This window comes from Lentzea sp. NPDC042327 (assembly GCF_040647275.1).
Lineage (GTDB): Bacteria > Actinomycetota > Actinomycetes > Mycobacteriales > Pseudonocardiaceae > Lentzea.
The window spans coordinates 367,412-394,290 of record NZ_JBEZBX010000007.1; the positions used below are offsets into that span (position 1 = coordinate 367,412).

General features: G+C 69.4%; 16 protein-coding genes. 7 read left to right on the forward strand and 9 right to left on the reverse strand.

The genetic code is table 11. The annotated features are described in order from the left end of the window. Positions 1 to 34: 34 nt before the first annotated feature. The 7 genes from AB0A63_RS20710 to AB0A63_RS20740 all read right to left on the reverse strand — a co-directional run bounded on the left by AB0A63_RS20710 (position 35) and on the right by AB0A63_RS20740 (position 17,549). Positions 35 to 6,484, reverse strand: coding sequence for a beta-ketoacyl synthase N-terminal-like domain-containing protein (locus AB0A63_RS20710; protein ID WP_360393591.1), 6,450 nt, complete (start codon positions 6,482 to 6,484; stop codon positions 35 to 37). Beyond that, positions 6,481 to 12,564 carry an SDR family NAD(P)-dependent oxidoreductase gene (locus AB0A63_RS20715; RefSeq protein WP_360393743.1) on the reverse strand — a complete coding sequence of 2,028 codons (6,084 nt, stop codon included), beginning with the start codon at positions 12,562 to 12,564 and terminating at the stop codon, positions 6,481 to 6,483. The genes AB0A63_RS20710 and AB0A63_RS20715 overlap by 4 nt, the downstream gene beginning before the upstream one ends. Positions 12,565 to 12,605: 41 nt before the next feature. After that, positions 12,606 to 14,192: a PfaD family polyunsaturated fatty acid/polyketide biosynthesis protein gene (locus tag AB0A63_RS20720; RefSeq protein ID WP_360393593.1), complete on the reverse strand. Its 1,587-nt coding sequence runs from the start codon at positions 14,190 to 14,192 to the stop codon at positions 12,606 to 12,608. Further along, the gene (locus AB0A63_RS20725; RefSeq protein WP_360393596.1) at positions 14,189 to 14,668 is read right to left on the reverse strand and encodes a nuclear transport factor 2 family protein; all 480 of its coding nucleotides are present in this window, start codon (positions 14,666 to 14,668) and stop codon (positions 14,189 to 14,191) included. The genes AB0A63_RS20720 and AB0A63_RS20725 overlap by 4 nt, the downstream gene beginning before the upstream one ends. Further along, complete coding sequence (locus AB0A63_RS20730) at positions 14,665 to 15,516, reverse strand: hypothetical protein (RefSeq protein WP_360393598.1); 852 nt, start codon at positions 15,514 to 15,516, stop codon at positions 14,665 to 14,667. The genes AB0A63_RS20725 and AB0A63_RS20730 overlap by 4 nt, the downstream gene beginning before the upstream one ends. Beyond that, positions 15,513 to 16,694, reverse strand: coding sequence for an acyl-CoA dehydrogenase family protein (locus AB0A63_RS20735; RefSeq protein ID WP_360393601.1), 1,182 nt, complete (start codon positions 16,692 to 16,694; stop codon positions 15,513 to 15,515). Before AB0A63_RS20735 ends, AB0A63_RS20730 begins: the two co-directional genes overlap by 4 nt. Positions 16,695 to 16,775: 81 nt before the next feature. After that, positions 16,776 to 17,549, reverse strand: coding sequence for an SAM-dependent methyltransferase (locus tag AB0A63_RS20740; RefSeq protein ID WP_360393603.1), 774 nt, complete (start codon positions 17,547 to 17,549; stop codon positions 16,776 to 16,778). 193 nt (positions 17,550 to 17,742) lie between these two features. On the opposite strand from AB0A63_RS20740, the gene AB0A63_RS20745 reads away from it, so the two are divergent. Beyond that, entirely contained in the window at positions 17,743 to 18,204 is a 462-nt protein-coding gene (locus AB0A63_RS20745) for an acyl-CoA thioesterase domain-containing protein (RefSeq protein WP_360393606.1), read from the forward strand. Between the two features lie 490 nt (positions 18,205 to 18,694). Here the strand turns inward: AB0A63_RS20745 and AB0A63_RS20750 are convergent, their stop codons facing one another. Continuing rightward, the gene (locus AB0A63_RS20750; RefSeq protein ID WP_360393608.1) at positions 18,695 to 20,083 is read right to left on the reverse strand and encodes a lysine 2,3-aminomutase; all 1,389 of its coding nucleotides are present in this window, start codon (positions 20,081 to 20,083) and stop codon (positions 18,695 to 18,697) included. 129 nt (positions 20,084 to 20,212) lie between these two features. Here AB0A63_RS20750 and AB0A63_RS20755 point away from each other — a divergent pair, with 129 nt between their 5' ends. Both AB0A63_RS20755 and AB0A63_RS20760 read left to right on the forward strand, forming a co-directional pair. Further along, entirely contained in the window at positions 20,213 to 20,677 is a 465-nt protein-coding gene (locus tag AB0A63_RS20755; protein ID WP_360393610.1) for an FxsA family protein, read from the forward strand. Next, positions 20,674 to 21,234, forward strand: coding sequence for a GNAT family N-acetyltransferase (locus AB0A63_RS20760; RefSeq protein WP_360393612.1), 561 nt, complete (start codon positions 20,674 to 20,676; stop codon positions 21,232 to 21,234). The genes AB0A63_RS20755 and AB0A63_RS20760 overlap by 4 nt, the downstream gene beginning before the upstream one ends. Before the next feature lie 30 nt (positions 21,235 to 21,264). Here AB0A63_RS20760 and AB0A63_RS20765 read toward each other — a convergent pair whose 3' ends face one another. Beyond that, entirely contained in the window at positions 21,265 to 21,660 is a 396-nt protein-coding gene (locus tag AB0A63_RS20765; RefSeq protein ID WP_360393615.1) for an SsgA family sporulation/cell division regulator, read from the reverse strand. 131 nt (positions 21,661 to 21,791) lie between these two features. Between AB0A63_RS20765 and AB0A63_RS20770 the strand changes: the two genes are divergently transcribed. The 4 genes from AB0A63_RS20770 to AB0A63_RS20785 all read left to right on the forward strand — a co-directional run bounded on the left by AB0A63_RS20770 (position 21,792) and on the right by AB0A63_RS20785 (position 26,877). Beyond that, positions 21,792 to 22,751, forward strand: a complete 960-nt coding sequence (locus tag AB0A63_RS20770; RefSeq protein ID WP_360393618.1) for a TIGR03885 family FMN-dependent LLM class oxidoreductase — start codon at positions 21,792 to 21,794, stop codon at positions 22,749 to 22,751. After that, complete coding sequence (locus AB0A63_RS20775; protein WP_360393621.1) at positions 22,748 to 24,256, forward strand: alpha-amylase family protein; 1,509 nt, start codon at positions 22,748 to 22,750, stop codon at positions 24,254 to 24,256. The genes AB0A63_RS20770 and AB0A63_RS20775 overlap by 4 nt, the downstream gene beginning before the upstream one ends. A gap of 70 nt (positions 24,257 to 24,326) precedes the next feature. After that, positions 24,327 to 25,337, forward strand: coding sequence for an L-erythro-3,5-diaminohexanoate dehydrogenase (locus AB0A63_RS20780; protein ID WP_360393623.1), 1,011 nt, complete (start codon positions 24,327 to 24,329; stop codon positions 25,335 to 25,337). Next, positions 25,330 to 26,877: an amidohydrolase gene (locus AB0A63_RS20785; RefSeq protein ID WP_360393745.1), complete on the forward strand. Its 1,548-nt coding sequence runs from the start codon at positions 25,330 to 25,332 to the stop codon at positions 26,875 to 26,877. Before AB0A63_RS20780 ends, AB0A63_RS20785 begins: the two co-directional genes overlap by 8 nt. Positions 26,878 to 26,879 lie beyond the last annotated feature (2 nt).

The window sequence follows — 26,879 nt, forward strand, 5'->3', positions numbered from 1 at the left end:
GGTACCGGCGGTTCGACGATGCGCCGAAGCCCGTTCAGACTTCGGTGATTCCCACGCCGAAACGGCCCACGTGGTAGATCCGGATTCCATCGGCCCACAGCCAGCCCTCGGCAATGAGCTGTGTGCCGTTCCGGTCGGTGGTGACCGACACGATCTCGACCTCCACGGTGACCAGTCTCGACGCTGGGGTGACCTGACCGCGGTAGCGCCAAGTCACGGGTTCGTCGAGCACGACCGGCACGAACTTCGAGCTGCCGGTGCCCAGGCCCCGTTCGATCGCGTAGAACTGCAGGAGTTGGAGCAATCCCTGCACGCCGAGCGAACCTGGCTGGACGGGATCCTGGAAGAAGTGGGCCTTGAAGAACCACTCGTCCGCGTCGACCTCCTTCTCCGCACGCAACCGCCCAAGGCCCGCAGCACCCGCGTCGGGCCAATAGCCGGTGACCCGGTCAAGCATCAGCAGCATCCGTGCCGGCAGCCTCAGCGATCCGTTGAAGTAGCGCTGGGGCCGGGCTTTCAGGTCGACGTGGAAGGTGCTCGGTGCCGTGAGGAGCTCGCGTTCGTCTTCTGAGGGAGGCAAACCGACCTGGGTGGCGAACGCGCTCGGCGGGAAGAAGCCGAACACCGTGCGGAGGCTGAACAACGGCACGCCGTCTGCGGCGCATTCGACGCCGAAGGTCTGAATGATCATGTCGCCGTCGGTTGACACGTCGAGCAGGACCGTCCTGGTGCGCAACACCTTCGTCTCCGGTGTGACGACGCCGTGCACGGTGCCGTTGCCGTCCAGGTTCCGGAAGAGCAGGTCGGTCTCGCTCGTCAGCGCGGAACCCACGTAGGAGGCCAGCCAGCCGCTCGCCTGCAGCACGACCTCCATCAGGACGCTGAACGGCATGGTGCCGGGATCGTCGTTCTGCTCGAAATACCAGACCTCGTCCGGCACGTCGTACTCGACCGTGACCGCGCTGCCCGCCCGCATCACCAGAGGCGGTCCCTCGACCTCGACGACCCGGCTCATGAAGTGGAACGGCGGGCCAGGTAGTCGGGCGAGCCGGCGGTGCCCGTCGAACGGCGCGTAGGCCGGACCGAACGCCTCGGTGGGGCGGCCCCAGGCACAGGCCAACATGGCCTGGTAGTCATACCGGAAGCCGTTCACCTCGGCGATCGGCACATGTTCGTGGTGCCCAGCCAGTCCGGCGAGCTCACGGTGCGCCACGGGGCGGCCCGTCCGTTGAACAGCGGGAGGGGCGAGCGGGCTCCACTGGTCGAGCGGCCAGTCGGGCACCAGTCGCAGTTTCAACCCTGAAGCGTGGAAGGCGCGTACTCCGTCAACGGTGCAGAGGACGTCCGCCGTCAACTCGGGTTCCGGGCCGGCGGCACGTCCGGACACGAACACCTCGTAGGTCAGCAACTTGCTGCTCGGCGTCACCTGGCCCCGGCATGCCATGCGATACGTCGAACCGGGAACCGGTTCGAATCGCCACCCGTCCCGCTGCACGGTGTACCCGCATGCCGCCAGGTGGAAGGCCATGGCCTGGAAGCAACCGTCGAGCATCAAGGTCCCGGGCATGCACGGGTCGTTGTGGAAGTGCCCGTCGAAGAACCAGTCGTCCGGCGAGATCGACGTCTCGGCCTTCACGTACCCCTTGCCCCAGGGGCCGCCCGAAGCGTCGTGCGAGACCACGCGGCTGAGCAGCCTCATCGGTCCCTCGCCCAGGCGGGGGCTGCGGATGTGGGTGCGTGCGAGGTTCCAGTCCTCGCCGAAGCAGTCGGCAGGTCGCCCTTCGGTGTACGCCAGCACTTGCTCCGCGCTGTACGCCTTGGGTGGCTGCGCGATCTGCGGGGGAGCGGCGGCCGGCCCCCCGTTGAGCGGGGCGGTTTCCGGAGTCCACAACACCCCGCGCGTGTTCGCGAGCTCCTCGTCGGTGAAGAAGCCGGCTTGTCCTTCGCGCATCGACAGCCGGAGTTCGTTCCCGACGTAGGCGTCGTAGTGGAAGAAGAACACGCGTACGCCGCCGTGCTCGCCGTGCCCGTCCACCGTGATCTCGTAGCGCAGCGTCTCACCGGGCGACGGCGGCTCGCCGTGGAAGGTCAGGTCGCAGCCGAGCAGGCGGTACACCCGCTTGCCCTGGTTGATCTGGTCGATTCCCAGCCAGCTGATGAGGAGGAGGTCCGCCTGCCCGGCCTCGATCAGGGCGCCGGTGGACATGCGGCCTGCGGGCTCGAGGTACCAGGCGCCGGCCTGGACGTCGGTCTCCGTGTGGATCGTGCCCGTGCCCATCGAACCGGGTGCGCCGTCGAGGTAGGTCACACGGTCGGCGAGCAGCAGCGGGGGAGCGGGCATCCGGACTTGCCGCGCGTACCCGTCCTGCGTGCTGAACAGGGGCCCGAAGACGTCCGAGATCCGGCCGGTGGCGAGTTGTTCGAGCTGAGTTCGTGAGAAGACAGGTGCCGAGCCGTTCTCGGCTGCGGCTCCGGCCGCCGCCTCGACCGGCGTCGGTGGCTCGGGCACCACGGTCGAATGGCCGACGAGCGCGGCGCGCACGAGTTCGGCAGTCCTGAACAGCCCGTCCAAGCGCTGGCGCTGCACGTTGCCCTGAACGGACAGGAACTGGCGATGGACCTCGGCGATTTCCGCCTGCATGGTGGAGAAGACCGCAGCCGCGCTCCTGCGGGTGTCGCTGATCGCGGCAGCGGCCGGTTCCACCACGGTTACCTCCGGGGAGCGGTCGCTCGTCGAGAAGGCGGGCGAGGGCGCGGATGCAGTGCTCGGAGCCGGGGCCGGCAGAGCGAGGGAAGTCGGAACCGGTGCCTCGGAAGCCACCGGGGCCACAACCGCGACGAGCCGGCCTGGTTCCTCGGCGCTCGCGGTCGACGGCAGCCGCATCTCGGGAAGATGAGCCTGCAGTCGCACCGTGGTTCCCTCGTTTCCAGCCGCACGGTCCACGTTGAGCGACCGCAGGTGCGCCTCGAGTCGTTCGGAGTCGACCGGCACGTCTGCGGCGGTCAGTTCGGCCACGACCTGGTGCAGCTGGTCGAGGCGCCTGCCGTCCACGGCGTCGAGCGGCACCGCCAGGTGCTCGCGGTCTCCCAGGGTCCGCTTGATCCAGCCGGTGCACTGGCGCCGGGGACCGTGCTCGATGAAGGTGCGGGCGCCGTCCTCCCACGCACGCTCCACCGTGCGCGAGAAGTCGATCATGCCCAGCCCTTGTGCGGTGATCGCGTCGGCGGCGTTGTCCGCAGTGGGGCTGTACCAGTCGCCGGTGGCGCAGGTGTAGAACCGAACGCCGGACACCTCGGTCGTGGGCAGGTGGTGCAGCTCGCGCCACTGCGGGCCCACCTCGGCGACCTCCGGCACGTGTGCGGCGATCTGGTACGGGATGCGGAGCGTCGGCACACCGGACAGCCTTCGCACGACCCGCTCGCAGGCGTCGGCTTCTCCGCCGAACACGCAGGAGTCCGGTGCGTTGACGACCATGAGGTGCACCGAGGGCTCCTCGCGGAGCGCCGCCTCGACCGTTTCCGCGGAAGTCTCGGCCACGTAGCTCGCCCAACGGGTTCCGCCGACGCCCTCGCGCCGCCATGCTCGGCGCGGAGCGTCAAGGGTACCGACCACGTCCGAAGTGAACAGTGTCGACGAGCGCGCACCAATGAGCAGGGGAGAAACATCGCGCCAGGCACCGAGTGACGCAAGGGCGCCGGACTCACCGGAGGAGTAGCCGAGCGCGGCCCGCGGCCGCAGACCGAGCACGTCCTGCGTGATCCTCGTGTGCAACTGGGCCAGCACCGAAGCCCCGGCGATCTGGTCGAGCGGATGGGGCGGCTGGCCGGTTTCTCCGAACGCCCAGCCGATGGCGTCCTCCAAAGGACCGGTCCGTTGCCGCACGGCGTCAACCAGTTCCGGGAAGGCCAGCACCAGTTCCCGGCCCATGCCCTCGTAGGCCATCGAACCGCCCGAGTAGACGAAGGCGACATCGCCCTTGACCGGCCTCGCGCGGAAGGCGGCGCCGAACGGCTGCGCTCCACTCCCGCGCAACCAGCGAGCGGTCCTCTCGGCCAGCGCGATGAACTGGTCCTCGCCACGCGCCCACAAGACGAGCCGGGCCGGACCGGCATCACTCTCACGACCCGCGGCCAGCGCGTCCAGAACGTCTTCCTGGTTCGCTCCCGAGTAGATGCGGAACCTAACGGGCAGTGCGTCGGCCACGCCGGCTGTTTCTCCAGCACGCAGCCGAAGGCACTTGCGCGGTCCTTCCAGCGGCTGGCTCACGCATGTCACCTCAGCTTGACCGAAAGTCGGCACAGCCGGCGTTCCGGCACCTCGCGGCCGGAAGCGGTGCCGCAGGGCGAGCACGCCCGTCACGACCGAGAGCAGACCATGAGCCGCGTGTGCCCGTCCGAACAGCTGTCCGGGGTCGAGGAGGTCGTCGTGAGAGCCATCTCCGATGACGAATCCGATTTCCTCATCGTTCTCTCCCCGCGTCTCGTCGAGGATGGCGAGCACGTCGTCGCCGTCGTCTTCCGCGCTGGACAAGCGCTTGAGTGCGATCACCACGGCCCCGTCGCCGACCGGACGCCGGTCGCCGAGCGCTTCCAGTGCCACCCGGTGCACAGGTTCGTGAGAGAGATCCACGGCTCCGACGAGGACGGCGTCCACTTCGTTCGCCCGCAGTGCTGCGGCGCCCAGCTCGATCGCGGTGAACCCGGAAGACTCCTCGTCGCTCACCGTGAAGCTCGGGCCTCGCAGGTCCAGAAGCTCGTTGACGCGGTTGGCCACCATGTTCGGCATGGCCCCGATCACGGCTGCGGCGGTCTGCGTCGCGCCTGCCACGTCCTGCACCTGCCCTGGCCGGTCCACCGCGGTGCCGACGCGCACCCGCGCTACTGGACGGACGGCTTCGGCGTCGCATCCCATGCCGACGAGCACCATCGTGCGCTCCGGCGGCAGGGTGGTCGCCGCGGCGGCTTCCCTCGCGGCCTCCAGCAGCAGGAGTTGTTGCGGGAGGACGTGCTGGAGGTCGAGCGGTGGAAGCCGCAGTCCGGCGGTGGACACCTCCAGGCTTTCGCGTGCCGCAGTGTCAGGCACGCCTTCGACCAGCGACCGCCGCAGATCGCCGACGTCCTGCCCGCTGGCCACACGTGAGCCGATCGCCACGATCGCCAACGGTTCCCGTACGGGCACGGGAGGCATGATCGGCGTTCCGGCGACATGGTCGTCACCGGTCCACGCGTCGACGATGAGATGGGCATTGTTGCCCCCGAATCCGAACGCGCTCACCGCGGCTCGGCGGAAGCCGGTCCACTCCTCGGCCTCCCGCAGCAGCCGCAGAGGGGTGCCGTTCAACGAGGAGGAGGGAGTTCCCTCTCCGAGGCTGGGCGGTCGGACACCCGCGGCCAACGCACCCAGCGCCTTGAGCAAACCCGCTGCCCCGGCCGCGGTGATCGTGTGCCCGATGTTGGACTTCACCGAACCCGCCGGCAGATCGCGCGAGTCTCCGAACACCGCTGCGGTGCTGCGGATCTCCACACCGTCGCCGACGGCGGTGCCGGTCGCGTGCCCTTCAAGCAGCCCAACAGTTGTGGGAGACACCCCTGCGGCGCGGTACGCGGCGACCATCGCATCGCGTTGAGCCCGCTCGTCCGGCACCAGAGGACCACGGCCACGCCCGGTGTTCGACAGACCCGTTCCCCGGATCACGCCGAACACCCTCGCTCCAACCGCGATGGCGTCTGAGAGCCGCATCAAAGCTACGAAAGCGGCGCCCTCCGCCGGCAGCAGCCCGTCCGCGCCTTCGTGGAAGGGCATGCTTCTCCCGGTGCGGCTCAACGCGGACAACTTGTCGAAACTCAGATGGATGAAGAGGCTGTCGGCCGCGTTGACGCCACCAGCGATCATCATCGCCGCCTCTCGGCGCTGCAGCCGTCCACACGCGACTGCGATGGCGTACAGCGAGGACGCGCAGGCGGCGTCGAGGGCGAATCCGCCGAGTCCCAGCCCGAGCCCGCGCGCGGTCAGCTGAGCGGGCAGGCCGGAAGAGAAGCGGTGGTGCGGCGACGGTGTGTCCCCGTTCTTCCAGACGGCCTCCGCGTACTCGGCGAGTCCTGAGGTCGGGTAGGACAGATTGCCCATGACCAGGCCGGTACGATCGAGCAGCTGGTTCTGACCTGCCTCACGCAGGGCTTGGCCCGCGCCGTACAGCGTCCACTGGACCACGGGATCCAGGTCCGCCGCCAGCCCTGCCGGCAACCGGTAGGCGTCCGGTTCGAAGACATCCGCGAAGCCCTCGACGTAACCGCCGGTTCCGGTGCGCATCCGGTGCGGCAGGTTCGCACCGGTGTGCGGGAACCTCCACCTGCCGGACGGAACCGGCTGGACCGACGAGCGGCCCATGACCACGTTGAGCCAGAACATCTCCGGGTCGAGCGCACCGGGTAGCGCGCACCCCCGCCCGACGATCGCGACGGGTTCGCTGGCCGCACCGTTCATCCCCGCACCTGCTCATGGCCGGGCCGGCGAACGAGTCCCACTCCCAGGAGTTCGGCCACGACGCCCCAGTCCTCGCTGAACATCGTGATGTCGCAGATGGGCTGGACCGGGTCCGGGTTCACCGCCAGCGCGGCACAACTGAGGCCCTGGGTGAGCAGACCGGGCAGATGGATCCGGATCTCCTCCACGCTCATAGGGAGATGAGCGCCGCCGGTCGCCTGGGCCGCCCACAGCAGAGCCAGTTGCAGTGCGCCGTCGACGGCGGCGGGGTCGGTGTGCCAGACGGCTGGCGGCCACCCGTCGAGGCCGTTCACCCCGCAGAGGTCCGCCAGAGCGCCGACCGTGGAGCGGCACCGCAGATCGGTGAGTGCCCGGAAGGCCTTGCCGTGGAAGAGGACTTCCCCAGCGTAGTGGTCCTCCTTGGCGGCCGAGCCGGGGAGGGAATCCACCTTGGACCAGAAACTGGAGTCGAGCAGCATCCCGTTCGACGTCGCGAAGGTGTTCTGCGCGTCGCGCGGCGTCGAGATCTCCGCGGTGGCCCGGTAGCACAGCCTGCCGTCGCCATCCGTCAACGTCAGACCCACCGCAGCGGATCCGCGGCGATGCCCTTTGACGGTGAGCTCGTGACCGTTGCCATCCAGGTCCGGCAGCCGAACGCCCCGCACCACTTCCAGGTTCCGCAGGGAGATGGTGCCTATCTCACACACCAGCAGCGCCTGTGCCGCGCCGATGAACCACTCGAGGACCAGCGCGACGGGGAGCACGGGCATCTGCCCGATGACGTGGTCCTCCAGGAAGGGGTGGGTGTGCGAGGTCAGCCTGACTGTGCCGACAGCCGCGGGCTCAGCCTCGGAAGAGCCCGCTCCGATCAGCTCGCCGTCGAGAAGACCACCGGAAGCGGTGTCGTCGGGCCGATCCGTCGCCACAACGGTGACTCGCGCAGGACCCGTTCCCCACGCGATTTCGCGGCGGAACGCCTCCGCCCCTTCCACCAAGTCGATCAACGCGACCCCACGTGTGGTGAAGTGCTCCCGCAGCGCTGGTCCCACCATGCCGCCGTCCCAGGCGCCCCACGCGATGGACCGGACTGTGCAACCGGGCCGGCGTGCTGCCACGTCCGAGGCGACCAGGGCCAGGACCTCGTTCGCCATCGCGTAATCGCTCTGCCCGGCGTTGCCGAACCGGCCCGCCACCGAGGAGAACGTGCACACCAGGTCGAGAGGATCGTTCTCGGTCGCCGCGAGGAGTGTTCGCAGGCCGACCACCTTCGTGTCGAACACAGCGTCGAACTGCCCACCGGTCTTGTCCTCCAGCAGGGCGTCAGCGAGGACGCCCGCGCCGTGCACGAGGCCGGTGATGGGGCCCAGCTCGGTCCGCACCTGATCGAGCGTCGCACATACGGCTGCCTCATCGCGGACGTCGACCGCGAAGTAAGCAGCGGTGCACCCCGCCTTCTCCAGTTCGGCGAGCGTGGCCCGGATCTCTCGGGCCGCGATGACCTGTTTGGCCTTGATGCCGATCTCAGCGGGTGCGGCGTGAGTGCTGAGTTCGGCGATTCGCTGCCGCAACTCCCGTTCACCCGTGACACCAGCCAGTTCAGGTGACTCCTCGGTCACCTCGGTACGGCCCAGGAGCGCCACCGACGGATGTCCATCTGCGGCCAGGGCCAGCAGGGCCGAGGCGGTCACGCCCCTGGCTCCGCCGGTCACCACGAGCACTGGGTTCTTCGGTTCCCACGAGTCCTCGGACGTGATCGGCTCGCGCTCGTCCCGCAGCGTCCACCGAGTGCCGTTCGCACGCAGCGCGATGTCCGGGCAGGCGCCACCGTGAAGCAGTTCGGCGACGATCACCGCGGCGAGCTCCTCAGCGGACCTACCGCCCCTCTCCACGTCGATGGCCTTGGCCACACCAGACCGCCATTCGTGGTTCGCGCACCTGGCAAGACCGGCCAACCCGCCGAGCCAAGCCCGTTCCCCGGCCCCCCGAAGCCCGAAGTCGCCGCCGGTGTCCTGCACCACGACGAGCGTGCGCTCCGGCGTCGCGAACTCCTTGACCGCCTTGCACGCCGTGCCGAAGACGTCGCGGTTCACCGCGATCGCCTCTTCAGCGGTGACTGCAGGACAGAGCCCGCCGAGGAGCACCAATGCGCTCATGCCCGGAACCGCAGCCGACTGCTCGGCCGCGTCGACGCCGTGCTCCCGGAGCGCCCGCACCACCGCCTGCGCCAAGCCGGAACCGCCGTCGACCACGACGACGGGGCCGTTGCGCAAGCCGGGAATCTCAAGTCCCGGAACGACAGCGGGAACCACCTTGGTCACAGCACGAACAATCGATGCGGGCTGATTCGTGTTCGGTGTGGGTGTGGTGGTGGTGTAGTGGGCGGCGATGTGGCCGAGGGTGCGGAGTTGGGTGAGTTGGGTGGGGGTGATTTCGGGTGCGTGGGGGAGGCGGGTGCGGAGGTGGGAGAGGATTTCGACTCGTTTGATGGAGTCGATGCCGAGGTCGGTTTCGAGTTCGAGGTGGGGTTCGAGGATGTTGCGGGGGTATCCGGTTTTTTCGGCGACGACGTCCAGGAGGATTGATTCGGCGTCTTGGGAGGAAGGTTTCGAGCCGATGACAGGTTCCGGTACCGGCGGAGCGGCCACTGGCCACGGCGGCGGAGCCATGGGCTGAACCTGGACATGCGGAGCGGCCTCCATCAGCGGTGGCCGCTGCGGCTCCACGGGCCGGTGCTCGCGGGCCTCGACCACTGGTGAAGCGGCCGGGTGCTGTGGACCGGACGTGGCCTCGGTGAACACTTCCGCGTGTGGCCGGGCCGATCCGGTGACGTCAGCCGGCTGCTGGCCGGCCGACTCCCCGAGGAACAGCCGCACCGAGTTTTCGGCGAACTGCAGGTAGTGCAGGTGCGTCTCCGCCATCACGCGCTGGTACTCGGTGTGGGCGTTCGCGGCCTGGGCCTGGACCAGCTCGAACGAGCTCAGCCAATCAGGCACGTTCACCGGTCGCGTGGAAGAGTCGGGAGGCACCGGCACAGGGCGCTCCGTCTGAGGTGCGAGTGGCAGCGCCGATGGGGGCCGCGTAGTCGGTTGGGGTGGGGACGCCTGCAGAGCCGGTGTCTGCGGTGAGTACGCCCGCGAGGACGGCGCCTGCGAGGAAGGTTTCACCTCTTGTTGCTCTCCCTGGGAGAGAGACGGCGGCTCGGGCAGTTGCCGGGGCGCGGGCACGACTCGCTCGGTGGTCGTCATCCTCGTCTCCACAGTGGTGTCGCTGTGCGGCTTGAGATCTCGGTAGTTGGCGCCTGATATGCGGACCCGCATCCGAGGAGGCCGACGCGTTCCGGCTACCGGGTCCTCGCTCATCCACAGAGGACTGAGGTCCAGTTCGACACCGGCGACGGCGAGTCGCCCAAGCACGCGCTGCAGCGCCGTGACGCCGTGGCAGCCGGTGCGATCCACGGATACGGCCAGGTGTGGTTGCTCGCCGAGGACGTCACTTGTGAGCCGCGCCAGGGTGCCCGCACCTATTTCGATGAACGTCCGTACGCCGTCGTCGTGCATCGCCTGGAGCTGGTCCGCGAACCTCACGGGTGACACGAGGTGGTCGGCGAGCCGTTGCCGGATCACGTCGACCTCGACCGGATACCGGCTGGCGTCGGTGTTGCCGTACACGTCGGTCTTGGGTGAGGTGAATGAACAGGACTGCAACAGCTCGAGGAACGGTTGCCGCGCGGCGTGGACGAGGGGGGTGTGGAATGCGCCCGCGGTCTGCAAGCGCTTCGCCCCGACTCGCTTCTCCGCGAGCAGCGCCTCGAGTTCCGCGATCGCGTCCTCGTGCCCGGAAACAACGGTCTGCAGAGGGCCGTTGAGGTTGGCGAGCCAGACACGACCGGCGAACTTCTCGATGTGCCGCGCGGTCTCCTCGGCGGATGCCCTGACCGCCACCATGGCGCCGGCTTCCGCTGCGGCGTCCCGCATCGCCTCGCCGCGACCGGCGGCAAGCCGCAGGAGCGTGGACTCGTCGAAGACCCCGGCCGCGTGCAGGGCGACGAGCTCTCCGAGACTGTGCCCACCGACGCAGTCGAACCGCAGGCCGAACGTCCGCAGCACCGCGAGCATGGCGGCCCCGTGGACGGCCAGCGCGGGCTGAGCCCACTCCGTGCGGGTGAGCAGTGCCTGTTGGTCCTCACGTTCGGCATCGTTGAACACCGGGAGCGGGAACACCACCGACGGCAGCGATCGGCCCTCACGGCGCAAACCGGCCGCGCGGTCCCAGCACTCCCGTGCGGTGGGGACCTGCATCAGCACGTCGGCCCCCATGTCGACGTGCTGGCTGCCCTGGCCACCGAACATCAGCGCGACCCGGCCCGGTGCCGCTGCCGCGCGGTCGAGGCAGAGGCCCGCCGGGGTGTTGATCACACCTTCCGGCTGTCCCGCGACCAGCTGCGCAAGCTGTGAGACCTGTTGCGCGAGGTCCTCGGCGTCGCGGACGACGAGACACACCCGCACGGGCGCGTCGGCGCGGAACGACTTGGCGGCGTCGCGTGAGGCCGTCGTGACGTCTCCGGTGTCCTGACAGCGCTCGACCGTTTCTCGCAGAGCGTTCAAGAGTTCGCCGGTGGAACCGGCCGATGCCACGACCAGCTCGGTCGGGGCAGCGGTGAACCACTCGGGTTCGCGGCCGCCACCTGCGATGTACTCCTCCAGGGTGAGGTGGAAGTTCGTGCCGCCGAAGCCGAACCCGGAGACCGAGGCCCGGCGCGGGTGCGCGTCGTCCCGGATCCACGGACGCGCCTTCGTGTTGAGGTAGAGCGCACTGTTCGGCAGGTCCAGCGCCGGGTTGGGCTGGTCGACCTTGATCGTCGGTGGCAGCACCTTGTGCCGCAGGGCCAAGACGGTCTTGAGCATTCCGAGCGCCCCGGCAGCGGACTTGGTGTGCCCGAACTGGGACTTGGCCGAGCCCAGCGCGCACCACTGCCGGTCCTCGCGTCCGGACTCGGTGAAAACCGAGTTCAGGGCGGTGAACTCGGTCAGGTCGCCGACGGTGGTACCGGTGCCGTGCGCCTCGACCAACTCCACCGATCCTGGGCCGTACCGCGCCGCCTCGTAGGCCCGGCGCAGCGCGCGTGCCTGTCCGGCGGCGACCGGTGCGTACACGGCGCTTCCGCGGCCGTCGGAGGAGCTGCCCACCCCCTTGATCACCGCGTAGATCTTGTCGCCTGCTGCCTCAGCGTCCGCCAAGCGCTTGAGGGCGAACATCACGACCGCCTCGCCCATCATCGTTCCGTCCGCGTCAGCGGCGAACGGGCGGCAGTCTCCGGACTTCGACAGCGCTTGGGCAGCGCTGAAGCACTTGAACATGAGGATGTCGTTGAGCGTGTCCACGCCGCCGGTGATCATCAGATCCGCGTTGCCGGTCGCGAGTTCGTTCACCGCACTCGCCACCGCGGCCAGCGAACCGGCACAGGCGGCGTCGGTGGTGTAGTTGGGGCCGTGCAGGTCGAACCGGTTGGCGACCCGACCAGCGACGACGTTGCTCAGCAGGCCGGGAAAGCTCATTTCCTGCCAGGTCGGGTAGTTCTCGGCGATCCGGTCGCAGATCGCCTCCGCCTGCTCCTGCGGCACACCGCCCGTGGTCATTTCCCGCAGCCAGACCGGCCGCTGCATGCGGTTGCTCATCGTCTGCAGCAGTTCGAGCGCGGCCGTCCCCAGGATCACCCCCACCCGTTCGCGGTCGTTCTCCGGTACGCCTGCGTCGCCGAGGACCTGTTCGGCCACCTTGAGAGCGAGCATCTGGGAGGTGTCGGTCGCCGGCAGCGTCGCCGGCGGGAGTCCGAACGACAGCGGGTCGAAGTCGATCTCGCTGAGGAAGGCGCCGCGGTTGCTGGAGACCTTGTCCTTCGCGGCTGGATCGGGATCGAAGTAGCTGCCGGGGTCCCAGCGGCCCGGTGGGATGTCCCCGATCAGATCCCGGCCGGTGAGCACCGCTCGCCAGAACTGCGGCGGACCTTCCGCTCCTGGGGTGATCGCGCCGACTCCGACGATCGCGATCGGCTGCTGCTGTGGCCGACTTGTTCCGGTCATGCGGTCCTCCAGGAGGAAAGCGGCTCGATCGACGGTGCTGATCAGGCGAGTGGACGCGGGCGGTAGACGAAGGCCTCGGGGGCGACGTTCACCCCGGCGGTGCGCAACTGCTGTGCCCTGGTGACCACGGTCGCGCCTTCCAGCAGGTTCAGGGCGATCTGCGCCACCGTCCGTTCGGAGACCGGCTCCAAGAACGTGCCGCGCACCCAGCGGTTGAACGAGCCCATCGCGGGACCGCACCAGATCTGGTAGTCGGCCCTGCGCGACTCGTCTCCCGTGATCGCCCACCGACTCGCCCGGCCGAGGTAGGACCGGAACACCAAAGCCATGCGATGCCGTGCTTCGCGCTCCGCCCGCTCGACCTCGCGGGGATCGCGCTGCTCCCAGTACTTCCTCGTCGAGGCCCAAGCCGCGGCCACCGGCTCCCCGAGCACCCCGCGTTCCAGCTGACCGCGCACGTCGTCCGGAATGCTCTCCAGCGAGTCGTAGGCCCGGAAGATCTCTCGAAGACGCGCCGCACGCCCGGCGAACAGCGAGCCCCGGCGCAGCACCTGCAGGCTGACGCCCATCTCGAACATGTCGGACGCCGGCGCCATGCAGACGTCGGCGATGTCCGCCTGTGCCAGGAGTTCCCTGCCCGCCAGGGAAAGCCCGGACTCCACCGCGGACTGGTTGACCGAACCCGTGACCACGTAGGCGGCTCCCGCGGCGAAGGCCGCAGCCACGGCTGACGGTGTGCCGAGCCCACCGGCCGCACCGACCCGGACCGGGGGACAACACCTGCTGATGGCGACTTCGTCGCGCAGCGCCAGCAATGCAGGCAGGAGCGCGCCCAACGGCCGGTTGTCGGTGTGGCCACCGCTGTCGGCCTCCGCGGTCACGTCCTGGGCGACCGGAACGAGACGAGCCAAGGCGGCCTCGGACTCCGTCAACGCCCCTTCCGCCACGAGCGCGGCGAGCATCTCCTCCGGCGCCGGAGCCATGAACTGCTCCGCCACCTCAGGCCTCGACACCTTGGCGATCACACGGGTCTGCCGCACGACGCGACCCGACGAGTCCGCGGTCAGGCCCTTGGCCGAGCACAGCACAGCGGTGGGCGTCAGGGCCAAGAAGGCCGAGAGGGACACGATCGGAACCCGCCACGCCAGCAGCAGGTCCGCCACCCGCCGTTCCACGTCCGGCTCGGCCGGGGAGTGGATGAGGTTGACTCCCCAGTTGCGCCTGCCGGAAAGCCGCGCGCTCAACTCGGACAAGGCGTGCTCGACCGCGGCCGGTGCGAGGCCGGCCGCGCCGAACACACCGACCGCGCCGATCTCGGCGAGGGCCATCACCATCCGGGTGGTCGCGATGCCGTTGGCCATCTCCCCGCCGATGTAGGGGAAACGGGCACCGTGATCAGTGAGGAAGCCGTGGTCGCCGAGCCACTCCGGGTAGCAGGGCGGCAGTGAGCTGACCACCCCGGGCAACGAGGCAGCCTCGTCCGCGTCGAACATGAGACCGATCCGCTGGGTGTCGTTGTCGCGAACGAGGTGGACGACATCCCGTGGACGTGCGGCGGCATACGTCGCCGCACCGGAACCGGTGTCCGCGCCACGGGTACGCGTGGCGGGCGTCAGCTCGTTGATCACGACCGGCCTCCTCTCGGCTCGTGCGACGGCTTGCGCAGTGGCCGTTCATCGCTCCAGTCGATGACCAACTCTCGGCTGTGGAAGCGCCAGCTACCGCTTTCGCGGCGGCAGACGTCGAGGTACCGGACGCTTCGCGTCACCATTCGCAAGCCGTCACCGCGCTCGTACAGCTCGTGTGCCAGGCAGTAGGTCTCGCCGGTGGCCTCGTCACCCGCGACGGCCATGACCTGGTTGCCGGTCAGATGTGTCGACCCGACCCACGGCGGCCGCGCGGACCACAACTTCGCCCAGCCGTCGGCGCTGTCGAACACCAGGTTCGGGCGGTGGGAACCTTTCGGGTGGGGCAGACTCATGTGCGCGCCTGCGCAGAACAGCTCCGCGAACAGGTCCTGGCGCCCGCGGTCCACGGCCTGCGCGTAGCGGTCGGCCAGCTCACGCAGTGCCAAGCGCTCCTCGACCGCACCTGCCCCGGTCACGTCGGCCTCCGCGCGCGCAGACCGGTGACCACCTGCTCGGTCAGCGGCAGCAGCAGTTCCAGCAGACGACGGGTCTTGCGCTCGCCGAGCACCTGCCAGGGCACCGAGGCGAGTCGATCGGTCGTGTCCTCCACGGCCTGCCGGTGCGCTCGGCCGTCTTCGGTGAGGGTGCCGTCGTGGTTCAGCAGCCCGCGCTCGACCAGCCTGTGTTCGCCGGCGAGCCATTCCGCGTCGGTCCAGCCTCGCCGTGCCTGGATGCTGCGGCGTCGTTCGCCGCCCGCGGCGGTGATGGACACCAGAGCTTCCACACCGTCGAGTCCGGCTGAGGCGAGAGCGATGCCGTGGCCGTCCCCGCGGTGTTCGCGCAGCGTCGTGACGGCCTGCCAGAGAGCGAGATGAGGTTCGGCAGGCCGGGCGAGCGCCGCGTTGGCGGCCCCCAGCGGACGACCGGGCACGTCGCAGGCGGCCGCAGCCTCTTCCGCCAGAGCAGCTGCCTCCCTGACCTCCGCACCGTCGGTGGCCTGCCCCAGCAACGCGCGCAGGGCACCGTCCACTCCGGTCAGTCGTGCTCGCAGTGCTCGTGCTGGAGTCGCCTGAGCGAAGGCGGCGGTCGTCTCCTCGACGACGAACCTGGGCTCGAAGTGGTAGAAGACCGCCGCGACCACGGCCGGGGGCACCGTCCCCAGAGGAGCGGAACGGCCGGCGAAGTAGCCGTGCCACGGCCCCGTGAACCCAGCTTCGTGGAACGACGCCGTCGCCTCCTCGGCGAGGTAGGTCACGGCGTGCAGTGGATCGAGCAGCGAGTGGGCCTGCCGCGCCGGCAGGACGGCTGCGCCGGCCCGGCTCATGACGCGCTCTTGCCCGCGAAGTGCAGCAGGCCGGAGGTACCTCGTTTGTCGAGCTCGTTGGCCACGACGAGCCGCTGCACCTCGGAGGTGCCCATCCAGATCCGGTCCACGCGGACGTCGCGGTTGATCCGCTCGACGGGGTTGTCCCGCATGTACCCGCGGCCGCCGAGGATCTGCACCGCCCGGTCGGCGACGCGTCCGGCCGCCTCGGTCGCCGAGATCTTGGCCATCGCGACCTTGGCGTTCAACGTCTTCAGCTCGCAGCCGCGGTCGATGTCAGCGGCGATCTGGTGCACGAAGACCCGGTTCACCGCCACGTCGATCGCCGAGTCCGCGAGCATCGCCTGGATCATCTGGTGGCGGATGATCCGATCGCCGCCCTGCACGCGTTCCCGAGCCCAGTCCGTGGCGAGCGTCAGCGCGCGCTCAGCCGCGCCCACCGCATGAGCCGCGACCAGCATGCGCTCCTCGAAGAAGGTCGCCTGGCTCAGGCGGAACCCGTCGCCGACCGAGCCGAGCACCGCGTCGGCGGGCACGTCCACGTCGACGAAGCGGAAGTGCGGGTGTGCGTAGGCGAACCTGTGGGTGTACTGCGGATTTCTGGCCATCTGGACGCCAGGAAGGTTGCGGTCCACCAGGAACATCGTCGGCTGCGCGTCGGGCGCCGTGCGGGCCAGCAGCACGAAGTAGTCCGCGATGTCTCCCAGCGTCACGAACCACTTCTCGCCGTTGATCCGGTAGCCGGTGGGGGTGCGTTCCGCCGTGGTGGTGATCTGGCTGGGGTCCGAGCCGGCTCCGGGTTCGGTCACGGCGCGGCCGCCGAAGCGGTCGCCGCGGATCTCGGGCACCAGGTAGCGGTCGCGTTGCTCGGGCGTGGCCGCCAGCAGCAACGCCGCCGTCGGACGCCACACCGCTGCCCACAGCCCGTTGGTGAGTCCGCCGAACTCCTCTTCGACCACCATCTGGTCGAGCCAGCTCAGACCCGCGCCGCCGAGCTTCGCCGGCGCGTTCATCGCGTTGAAGCCGCTTTCGAGCACGATGTTCTTGACCTCGGCACGGCTCTCCTGTGCCAGGTGGCCGAGGTTCTCGCACTCGTCCTCGTAAGCCGTCAGCTGCGTCGTCAGAGACCTCGCCCGTGCCTTCAGCGCGGCCTGCTCGGTCGAATACAGGAAATCCATGCAAATCCCTCAACTCGTCGGAGGATCGCGAGCGTGTTCAACCTGCGGAGGTGCGCGTGCGCCGCCGGAGAAACATCTCTCCTATTCGCCGGGAATGCGGGCGAGTGCGCCGATGACGAGTCGGTGGTCCGGTCCTGTTGGCACTTCGCCGTCGGGGTTCCACTCGACCACCTGCGTCACCCCCGGTGGAACCACGTCGAAACCGTCGAGCCAGCGCCGGAGGGTCGCCCGGTCGCGGTTGATGAACGGGCTGGTCCTGTCCTGGTACATGCCGGTCGCGGAGTCCATCCGCCCCTGCATGTCGTCGGCCGCGCCTTCGTCTGTGGTGTGGGAGATCGCGACATAGCTGCCGGGGGACAGCGCGGAGCAGTAGGCGGAGATCACCGCTTCCGGCTGTTCCTCGTCGTGCACGAAGTGCAGGATCGCGAACAGCAGCAGGCCGATCGGCTGGTCGAAGTCCAGCAGTTCGCGGACCTCGGGGTGTTCGAGGATGGTCGCCGGCGTGAGGAGGTCGCCTTGGACGGCCACAGCGGACGTGTTGCCGTCCAACAGCTTTTTGCTCAGTTCGACGACGACCGGGTCGTGGTCGACGTAGACGACGCGGACGCCTTCGTCCAGCGCTGCCGCGATCTCGTGCACGTTGCCGACGGTCGGAATGCCGGAACCGATGTCGAGGAACTGCCGGATTCCGCGCTTCACGAGGTGCTCCACCACGCGGCGCAGGAAGGCGCGGTTGTCCCGGACCATCGTCCGGGATGGGATCGTCGAAGCGACCTTTTCACCGAACTCGCGGTCGGCCGCGTTGTTGCACGTGCCTCCGAGGTACCAGTCGTACACGCGCGCGATGTTGGGCACCTGCTCGTCGGTGAAAGTCGATTCAACCGATAGCGGGTCGTCAAGGTCCATGATCTTCCTTCCCCTCGCAACTGAGCCGACGTTAAGGCCGGGAAAACATCCACGGCGAATGTGCGTGCCACTCCCTGGAACGTCGAGCTTCCCGGCGGCACGGGTGCCTGGGAGTGTGGTCAGCGATGCTTGGCGACAGGAGGTGAAGAGAGATGAGGTCGAAGGCGATCGGCCGGACCGCCGCTCACCGGCCGGCGGGGACGGCATTGATGAGCCGGCGGAACTCGCGCGCCTCGTCAGGGCGGGTGATGGAATGTTTCGCCGGCATCCCGTGCGCCCGGACGAGGGGTCTGCGGTGTTCGGCGGCCAGCTCCTGTGCCAAGCTCTTCTGGCCGCTGGTGCTGCGTTGCCCGCGACCATGTCGGCTGCATCGTTGCGGATGCACTTCCTTCGGCCGGGAAATCTGTGCGATCCCGCGGAGTGCGAAGTCATCCCGGCGGTCGATCAAGCGGACCGTGTCGTCTTCGAAGCAACCGCTTCGCAGAACGACCGGCGGCTCGCCGTCGCAGTTGCCGCGTTCGGTGAGGTCATCCCGGGCAGTGGACCCCGAGTCAGCAGGACCAGAGGTCTTGGTGAAAGGATGTCCGTGAGCCTCCTCGTGTGATCGATTCCGGTCGCATGATCAGCGCGGTTGCCCGTGAGCTGGGGATCGACGCGGGAATGCCGAGTGTCTGGGTCAGGGACGAGCGGCGTCGGATCGCCGCCGCCGAGACCCACGGGGAGAACCCTCTGGGGGCCGGTTCGCTCTGACGGCCAAGTACACCGGCCCTGATCACATCGCCGGCGTGACCGGCATCGCCGCACCCGAGCGTGAGCGGTTCGCGGTCCTGTTCGCGACCCCGGTGCCCGGCGCTGATGTGGTGTGCCTCCAGATGATCCAAAGGCATGAGCGGCGGGTCGAGGGCGGTAGATGGACCAATCCGAGACCGCGTGAGTCTGATGTAGACGGCAAGACCGTCTCTTATGGACTTCCTGGGTCATCGCGGGGCCATTGGACGTCGAGGACCAATAAGACCCTATAGGTCTCGACCGGGCAAACATGCCGACGGGGCCGTCCTCGGGAGATGTCCCGGAGACGGCCCCGTCGTGACCCGTCAGCTCTGGTCGGCCCACCACTTCTGCCCGGTCTCACCGAGCGTCGAGATCGGGTCGTAGTACGGGTACCGGCGGTTCAACGCCTCCGGGTCCTCCAGCTCGATCCCGGTCCGGTAGTTCTTGGTCCAGTACGAGATCCCGAGCTCGCGGTCGTAGTCCTCCAGTTGGTGCACCCACCGCTTGCCGACGTACGGCACGTCGCACACGATCCGTGGCGTCGCGTAGCCGGGCAGGTAGCCCATGATCGCGTGCTGGAGCTCCTGCGCCTCCCACACGGCAACGCGCCAGTGCTCGGCGTTGGGGATCATGTCGCACATGTAGAAGTAGTACGGCAGGATGTTCGCTTCCCCTTGCAGGGCGAAGCAAAGGTCCAGCAGGTCGGCCGGGGTGGCGTTGACCCCGCGCATCAGCACGCCCTGGTTGCGCACGTCCCGCACACCGACTTCCAGGGCGGTGCGGGCGGCCTCGGCGACGAGGGGGGTCACGGACTGTGCGTGGTTCACGTGCGTGTGGATGGCGAGGTTCACGCCGCGGCGGGAGGCGGTGCGGGCGACGCGTTCCAGACCCTCGACCACTCGGGGCTGGAGCCAGTGCTGGGGGAGGCCGGCCAGCGCCTTGGTGGCGAGGCGGACGTCGCGCACGGTCTCGATGTCCAGCAGGCGCATGAGGAACGACTCGAGCTGCGGCCACGGGACGTTCGCGACGTCGCCGCCGGAGACGACCACGTCGCGAACGCCGGGGGTCTTCTTCAGGTAGTCGATCATCTGGTCCTGGCGGTCGACCGGCTTGAGCGACAGCTTGTGCTTGTCGATCAGCGGGGTGGAGTTGCCGACCAGGTCCATGCGGGTGCAGTGCCCGCAGTACTGCGGGCAGGTGGAGACCATCTCGGCCAGCACCTTGGTGGGGTAGCGGTGGGTCAGGCCCTCGACGACCCACATCTCGGCCTCGTGCAGCGAGTCGCGCTGCGAGTGCGGGTGCGACGGCCAGCGCGGGTCGCGGTCGGAGGAGACCGGCAGCATGTAGCGGCGGACCGGGTCGGCCAGGAACGCCTCGGTGAAGGCGTCGGGGGAGAGGTCCGCGCCGACCGCCATCGTGTTGAACATCTGCGGCGGGATCAGCATCGACATCGTCGCGAAGGCGTCCATGTCCTTGGCGAGGTCGTCGTAGAACCTGTCGGTGAGCAGGTCGCCCGCGACCTTGCGGAGCTGCTTCACGTTCTTCACGCAGTTGACCCGCTGCCACTGGGCGTCACGCCACTGCGCCTCGGTCACGTGCGCCCAGCCGGGGAACCGGCGCCAGTCGGGCTCGACCAGCTCACGGCGGACGTACGTGTACGGCTGGCGGTCCAGCCGCTCCAGCGCCGTGGGGGCGTCGTGCAGCGCGGTCATCCGTACTCCTCAGCGTCGAGGTCGCGTAAAGATATCCTGTCACACCGCTAGCGTGCCGTAAATATTTCGGCTCAAGCCCTGGTCGAAGAGGCGTGGGAGCAACCGCGGGCGTCCGTGCGTTGTGGAGGTATGCCCCTTTTCGCGCTGCTGCTCGCCGGGATCTTCGCCGAGGTCGCGGTCATGCTCGCCGTCGGCAACGCCATCGGCCCGCTGGCCATGATCGGGTTGCTGCTGGTCGGCACGCTCGTCGGTCTCGTGCTGGTCCGCAGGCAGGGCGCGCAGACGATGGCCGCGTTCTCCGAGTCGGTGTTCAAGCGGCAGCAGCCGCACCAGGAGATGGCCGACGGGGTGCTCATCGCCGCCGCCGGCGCGTTGATCATGGTGCCCGGCTTCGTCAGCGACGTGGCCGCGCTGTTCCTGCTCTTCCCGCCCACGCGCCGGCTCGTCAGCCGCCGCATCGCCCGCAAGGCGGAGGCCGCCGCGCTCAAGTTCGAGCACGAGCGCCGCTTCGGCCCCGGTCAGGTCGTCGAGGGTGAGGTCGTGACGGTCGACGCGGACCACGTGGTGGTCGCGGAACGCCGCGAACTGCCGTGATCCGCGCGTACCACCCCGCCGACCTCGACGCGCTCCACGACATCTGCCTCGACACCGGCAACGGCGGCCGGGGCGCCCGCCACCTGTTCGACGACCCGCGCCTGCTCGGTCACGCCCACGTCGGCCCGTACGTCGCCTTCGAGCCCGACCTCGCGTTCGTGGCGGAGGACGACGACGGCGTCTGCGGCTACGCGATCGGCACGGCCGACAGCCTCGCGTTCGAGGACCGACTGGACCGCGACTGGTGGCCCGACCTGCGCATTCGCTACCCGATGACACCGAGTGCGAACCGGGTCGTCCGCCACATCCACAACCCGGCGCGCGTCGACCCGATGCTCGCCATCGACTATCCCGCGCACATGCACGCCAACCTGCTGCCGCGTGCGACGGGCAAGGGGTACGGCGGCAAGCTCGTGCGTGCCGTGCTCGAACGCCTGGAGAAGGGCGTCCACGTGCACGTGCGCCGCCACAACACACACGCGATCGGGTTCTGGCAGCACCTCGGGTTCCGGCAGATCGCCGTGGAGGAGAAGCTGGTGCTCGGCCTGCGGCTGTGACCAGAGCAGCGGGGACCAGATCAGCAGGGGTCAGGCCAGCAGGTCCTTGAGCAGCAGGTCGAAGTCGATGACCTCGCGCCCGGACGGCACCACCTGGTAGGTCGACTGCAGGAACCGGTGCAGCTCCTCGGCCGGCAGGTGGAACACCGCGTGCGAGTCCTCGGTCACCAGCTCCAGGACCAGCACGTCACCGTCACCGGGGCGCAGCCGCACGTCACCGAGCCCAGCCGGCGCCAGCACCCCGTCGGCGAGCAGCTCCCGGCCGACGAGCCAGGTGGACTCCTGGTCGCGGGTGTGGAACCGCATCGTCACCGCGTGGGGGTCGTCCGTGCGGTAGTGGAGGTCGACGTCCATGGGTTCGACCGTGCCGTCCGGCCGGATGAACTGGACAACGGTCGCCGTCCCGACTCGGGTCTCGTTGTACATCGCCGATCCTCCTCAGCTCCGAGGTGCTGACGTGGACACGGACGCCAGCCGGGATCGGTTCAACGCGCCCGCCGGGGAGTTGCCGCCGAAGCGGAGGTTGCCTGGATCTTCGTCCTGGGTACCGATGTCGCATGACCGTTTACGGCGTCCATGCGTCACATGAGCAGATCCACCCCGCCGAGCTGCTGACCGCGGTGCGCAGGGCCGAGGAGGCCGGCTTCACCGCCGCGATGAGCTCCGACCACTTCGCGCCGTGGAGCGAACGGCAGGGCCAGTCCGGGTACGCGTGGTCGTGGCTCGGTGCCGCGCTGCAGGCGACCGAGCTGCCGTTCGGCGTGGTCACGGCACCGGGGCAGCGCTACCACCCGGCGATCACCGCGCAGGCGATCGGCACGCTCGCCGCCATGTACCCCGGCCGGTTCTGGGCCGCGCTCGGGACGGGTGAGGCGAGCAATGAGCACATCACCGGTGACGGCTGGCCGCGCAAGGACGTCCGCACCCGGCGGCTGGAGGAGTGCGTCGAGGTGATCCGCGCGCTGCTCAACGGCGACGAGGTCAGCCACGACGGCCTGGTCCGCGTCGACCGCGCCCGGCTGTGGACCCTGCCCCGCGAGGTGCCGCAGCTGATCGGTGCCGCCGTGAGCCCCGAGACCGCGCGGTGGTGCGCGTCGTGGGCGGACGGGCTGATCACCGTCAACGCCGCACCGGAACGCCTGCGCGAGGTCGCGGGCGCCTACCGGGACGCGGGCGGGCGCGGCAAGCTGCACCTGCAGGTGCACCTGAGCTGGGCGCAGGACCTCGACACGGCTCGCGCGATCGCGCACGACCAGTGGCGCACGAACGTGTTCCGCCCGCCGGTGTGCTGGGACCTGGAGCTGCCGGAGCACTTCGACGTGGTCGCCGAGAACGTCACGGCCGAGCAGCTCGAAGGCGTCGTCAACATCTCCGACGACCTCAAGTGGCACGCCGAACGCCTGCACGACTACGCCGAGCTGGGCTTCGAGGAGATCTACCTGCACCACGTCGGCCAGGACCTGGTGCCGTTCATCGACGCGTTCGGCGAGCACGTGCTGCCGGAGGTGACGGCATGATCCGCACCTCGGACGTGTGGTGGAAGAACGCCGTCCTCTACTGCCTGGACGTGGAGACCTTCTCCGACAACGGGTTCCGCGGCGCCACCGAACGACTCGACCACCTGCACGCGCTCGGTGTCACCTGCCTGTGGCTGATGCCGTTCTACCCCACGCCCGAGCGCGACGACGGCTACGACATCACCGACTTCTACGCCGTCGACCCGCGCCTCGGCTCGCTGGGCGACTTCGTGGAGTTCGTCCGCGCCGCACGGGACCGCGGCATGCGCGTCATCGCCGACCTCGTCGTCAACCACACGTCCGACCAGCACCCGTGGTTCCACGACCCCGACAAGCGCGACTGGTACGTCTGGGCCGACGAGCCGCCGGAGGACGGGCCGAAGGGCATCACGTTCCCTGACAAGGAGAGCTCGCTGTGGGAGTACTCCGAGGAGGTCGGCAAGTACTACCTGCACCGCTTCTACAAGCACCAGCCCGACCTGAACGTGGCCAACCCCGCCGTGCGCGACGAGATCGCGCGGATCATGGGCTTCTGGACGGAGCTGGGTCTGAGCGGCTTCCGGGTCGACGCCGTCCCGTTCCTGCTGGAGCACCAGGAGCGGTCCGACGCGATCGAGCTGCCCGACCCGCACGACTACCTCACCGACCTGCGGGCGTTCCTCAACCGCCGCAACGGTGAAGCTGTCCTGCTCGGCGAGGTGAACCTGCCGTACAAGGACACGATGGCCTTCTACGGCCAGGGCGTCGGCGACGAGCTGACCATGTGCTTCGACTTCGTCGGCATGCAGGCGATGTACCTGGCGCTGGCGCGGCAGACGAGCGGGCCGCTGGCCAAGGCGTTGCAGGAACGCCCGCAGCCACCGCGCGACGGGCACTGGGCGACGTTCGTCCGCAACCACGACGAGCTGACGCTGGACAAGCTGCCGGTTGACGAGCGCCAGGAGGTCTTCGACGCGTTCGGGCCGGATCCCTCGATGCAGCTCTACGGCCGGGGGCTGCGCCGCCGCCTCCCCGGGATGCTCGACGGGGACCAGCGCCGCATCCGGATGGTCTACAGCCTGCTGTTCACGCTGCCGGGCACGCCGGTGCTCTTCTACGGCGAGGAGATCGGCTTGGAGGAGGACCTGTCGCTCGAAGGCCGGCTCGCGGTGCGCGTGCCGATGGACTGGGAGGAGGCGGGCAAGCAGCGCCACGACCCCGAGTCGTTGCTGACGTGGATGCGCAAGCTGGTCGAGCTCTACCGCGAGGCCCCGGAGCTGGCGTGGGGAACCGTGCAGGTGCTCGACGTCGGCGATCCGACCGTGTTCGCCCACCGCGCGGACTGCGACGGTGGCGCGGTGATCGCCCTGCACAACTTCGCCGACCGGGAGGTCACCGTGCGCGTCCCGGTCGACGGGGTGCTCACGGACCTGGCGACGGGCGGCACGGTGAAGCCGGCCAAGACCGGTGCCAAGGTCGACCTGGCGCCCTACGACTGCCGCTGGTTCCGCGTGAATTCTGAATGATACTTGCGGGATCTTGACGCCTCACGTGAAGATATCTTCGAGACAGCGTCGTCGACCGAAGGATTTTCAGGTGAGCGCGTACGGACTGCACCGTGTCCTCGAACCTGCGGGCGTGTTGCCGCAGCAGGCGTGGCGGCTCGACGCGGCACCCGTGCCCGCTGACGACGAGGTCGTCGTCGCGGTCGAGCGGCTCAACCTGGACGCGGCGTCGTTCCGGCAGCTCAGGGAGGCGCACCGGAGTCCGGACGCGGTGCGGCAGGCGGTGCTCGACATCGTCGCCGAGCGCGGCAAGATGCAGAACCCGGTCACGGGCTCGGGCGGCATGCTGTTCGGGACGGTCCTGGAGGTGGGACCGTCCTCGCCGCTCGGGCTCAAGGCCGGTGACCGGATCGCGACGCTGGTCAGCCTCACGCTGACGCCGTTGCGGATCACCGACGGGCTGCAGGACTGGAGCGGCGAGGACGAGCAGGTGCCGTGCCGGGGGACCGCGGTGCTGTTCGGGCGCTCGATCGCGGCCGTGCTGCCCGACGACCTGCCCGCCGGGCTCGCGCTGTCGGTGCTCGACGTGTGCGGTGCGCCCGCGTTGACCGACCGGGTCGTGCGCCGGCACCCCGGTGGTTCCGTGCTCGTGCTCGGTGGTGGGGGCAAGTCGGGGTCGCTCTCCCTCGCGGCCGCGCGTCAGGCCGGTGCGTCGCGTCTGGTTGCTTTGGTGCCCACGGAACGTGAAGCGGCACAGGTCCGTGCGGCAGGCCTGGCGGACGAGGTCGTGATCGCGGACGCACGCAACCCCGTCGCCGTCGCCGAAGCCGTGGGCAAGCAGGTCGACGTGACGGTCGTGTGCGTGGACGTGCCGGGGTGCGAGCACGGCGCCATCCTCGCGACCGCCGACGGCGGCACCGTGATCTTCTTCTCCATGGCGACCTCGTTCAGCGCCGCCGCTCTGGGAGCAGAGGGTCTGGCCGCGGACGTCGAGATGCTGGTCGGCAACGGCTATGTGCCAGGTCACGCCGCGTTCGCGCTCGACCTCGTCCGCACCCAGGCGGGTGTGCGGGCGTTGTTCGAGCAGAGGCAGACTGCGTGACGTGAGTACGCAACTTTTGGTCGGCGGCCGCATCTACGCACCGGATGCGACGGCGATGGCCGTCACGGACGGCGTGGTCGTCTGGATCGGACAGGACTCGGTCGGGCGCACGCTGCACCCGGACGCCGAGGTCGTCGAGCTCGGCGGTGCCTTCGTCGCGCCCGCGTTCGTCGACGCCCACGTCCACGCCACCTCGGCCGGTCTGCTGCTGACCGGTGTCGACCTGACCCGCACGCCGTCGCTGGAGGCGTTGCTGGACCAGGTCCGCAACGCCGAGGGCCCGCTCGTGTGGGGTCATGGCTGGGATGAGACGCGGTGGCCGGAGAACCGCCCTCCGACGCGTGCGGAGATCGACGAGGCGGCTGGCGACAAGAGGGTCTACCTGTCACGCATCGACGTGCACTCGGCACTTGTGTCGTCGAACCTCGTCACGGACGAAACGCGCGCGGCTGACGGCTACTCCGCCGAGGGCCCCCTCGCGCGCGCCGCACACCATCACGTCCGACGCATCGCACGCGACGCCATCACGCCGGAGCAGCGCCGCGAGGCACAGCTGGCGTTCCTGCACCACGCGGCGTCGATGGGCATCGCGTCCGTGCACGAGTGCGCCGGCCCGGACATCTCCGGCGAGGACGACCTGCGCGAGCTGCTGGCGCTGGGCGAGGGCCCGCAGGTCGTGGCCTACTGGGGAGACCACGACCTGCCCGGTGTCCCCGTGCAGGGCCTGGCTGGCGATCACTTCGTTGACGGCGCGATCGGCTCCCGCACCGCCGCGCTTGCCGAGCCGTACGCCGACGCGGACACGTCCGGTGCGCTGTACCTGACCGGCCGGCAGGTCGCCGACCACCTGGTGAAGTGCACGGAGCTGGGCATCCAGGCCGGCTTCCACGTCATCGGCGACGCCGGCATGGCCGCCGTGGTCGAGGGCTTCGCAATAGCCGAGAAAACGCTCGGCACCCCGGCGCTGGCGTCGGCCCGGCACCGCCTCGAACACGTCGAGATGGTCTCGGCCGAACAGGCCCAGCAGCTGGCCGGGTGGGGCGTCATCGCCTCGGTGCAGCCGCTTTTCGACGCCGAATGGGGCGGCCCGACCGGCATGTACGTGCAGCGGCTCGGTGCCGAGCGCGGAGTGGGGCTCAACCCCTTCTCGCGCTTGGCCGCCGCGGGCGTCGTGCTGGCGTTCGGCTCCGACACGCCGGTGACCGCCATCGACCCGTGGGCAGCGGTGAAGGCCGCGGTGCACCACAGGACCGAGGGCTTCGGTGTGTCCCCACGTGCCGCGTTCACCGCCCACACGCGCGGTGGCTGGCGTGCGGCGGGCGTGGACGACGGCGTGACCGGCACCTTGCGGCCCGGTGCGCCCGCGACGTACGCCGTGTGGGAGACCGGTGACCTCGTGGTGGCCGGGTCCGACGCCCGCGTCCAGCGCTGGTCCACCGACCCGCGGTCGGGCGTGCCCGGCCTGCCCGACCTCACCGGGCCCGCCCCGGTGTGCGTGCGGACCGTGCTGAACGGCCGGACGATCTACGAGAGGAAGTGACT

What these genes read in the sequence shown, in the direction of transcription:
- AB0A63_RS20710 (WP_360393591.1), bottom strand. Translation starts at nt 6,484, where the DNA reads ATGAACGGTGCGGCCAGCGAACCCGTCGCGATCGTCGGGCGGGGGTGC.
- AB0A63_RS20715 (WP_360393743.1), bottom strand. Translation starts at nt 12,564, where the DNA reads ATGACCGGAACAAGTCGGCCACAGCAGCAGCCGATCGCGATCGTCGGA.
- AB0A63_RS20730 (WP_360393598.1), bottom strand. Translation starts at nt 15,516, where the DNA reads ATGAGCCGGGCCGGCGCAGCCGTCCTGCCGGCGCGGCAGGCCCACTCG.
- AB0A63_RS20735 (WP_360393601.1), bottom strand. Translation starts at nt 16,694, where the DNA reads ATGGATTTCCTGTATTCGACCGAGCAGGCCGCGCTGAAGGCACGGGCG.
- AB0A63_RS20750 (WP_360393608.1), bottom strand. Translation starts at nt 20,083, where the DNA reads ATGACCGCGCTGCACGACGCCCCCACGGCGCTGGAGCGGCTGGACCGC.
- AB0A63_RS20755 (WP_360393610.1), top strand. Translation starts at nt 20,213, where the DNA reads ATGCCCCTTTTCGCGCTGCTGCTCGCCGGGATCTTCGCCGAGGTCGCG.
- AB0A63_RS20765 (WP_360393615.1), bottom strand. Translation starts at nt 21,660, where the DNA reads ATGTACAACGAGACCCGAGTCGGGACGGCGACCGTTGTCCAGTTCATC.
- AB0A63_RS20770 (WP_360393618.1), top strand. Translation starts at nt 21,792, where the DNA reads ATGACCGTTTACGGCGTCCATGCGTCACATGAGCAGATCCACCCCGCC.
- AB0A63_RS20775 (WP_360393621.1), top strand. Translation starts at nt 22,748, where the DNA reads ATGATCCGCACCTCGGACGTGTGGTGGAAGAACGCCGTCCTCTACTGC.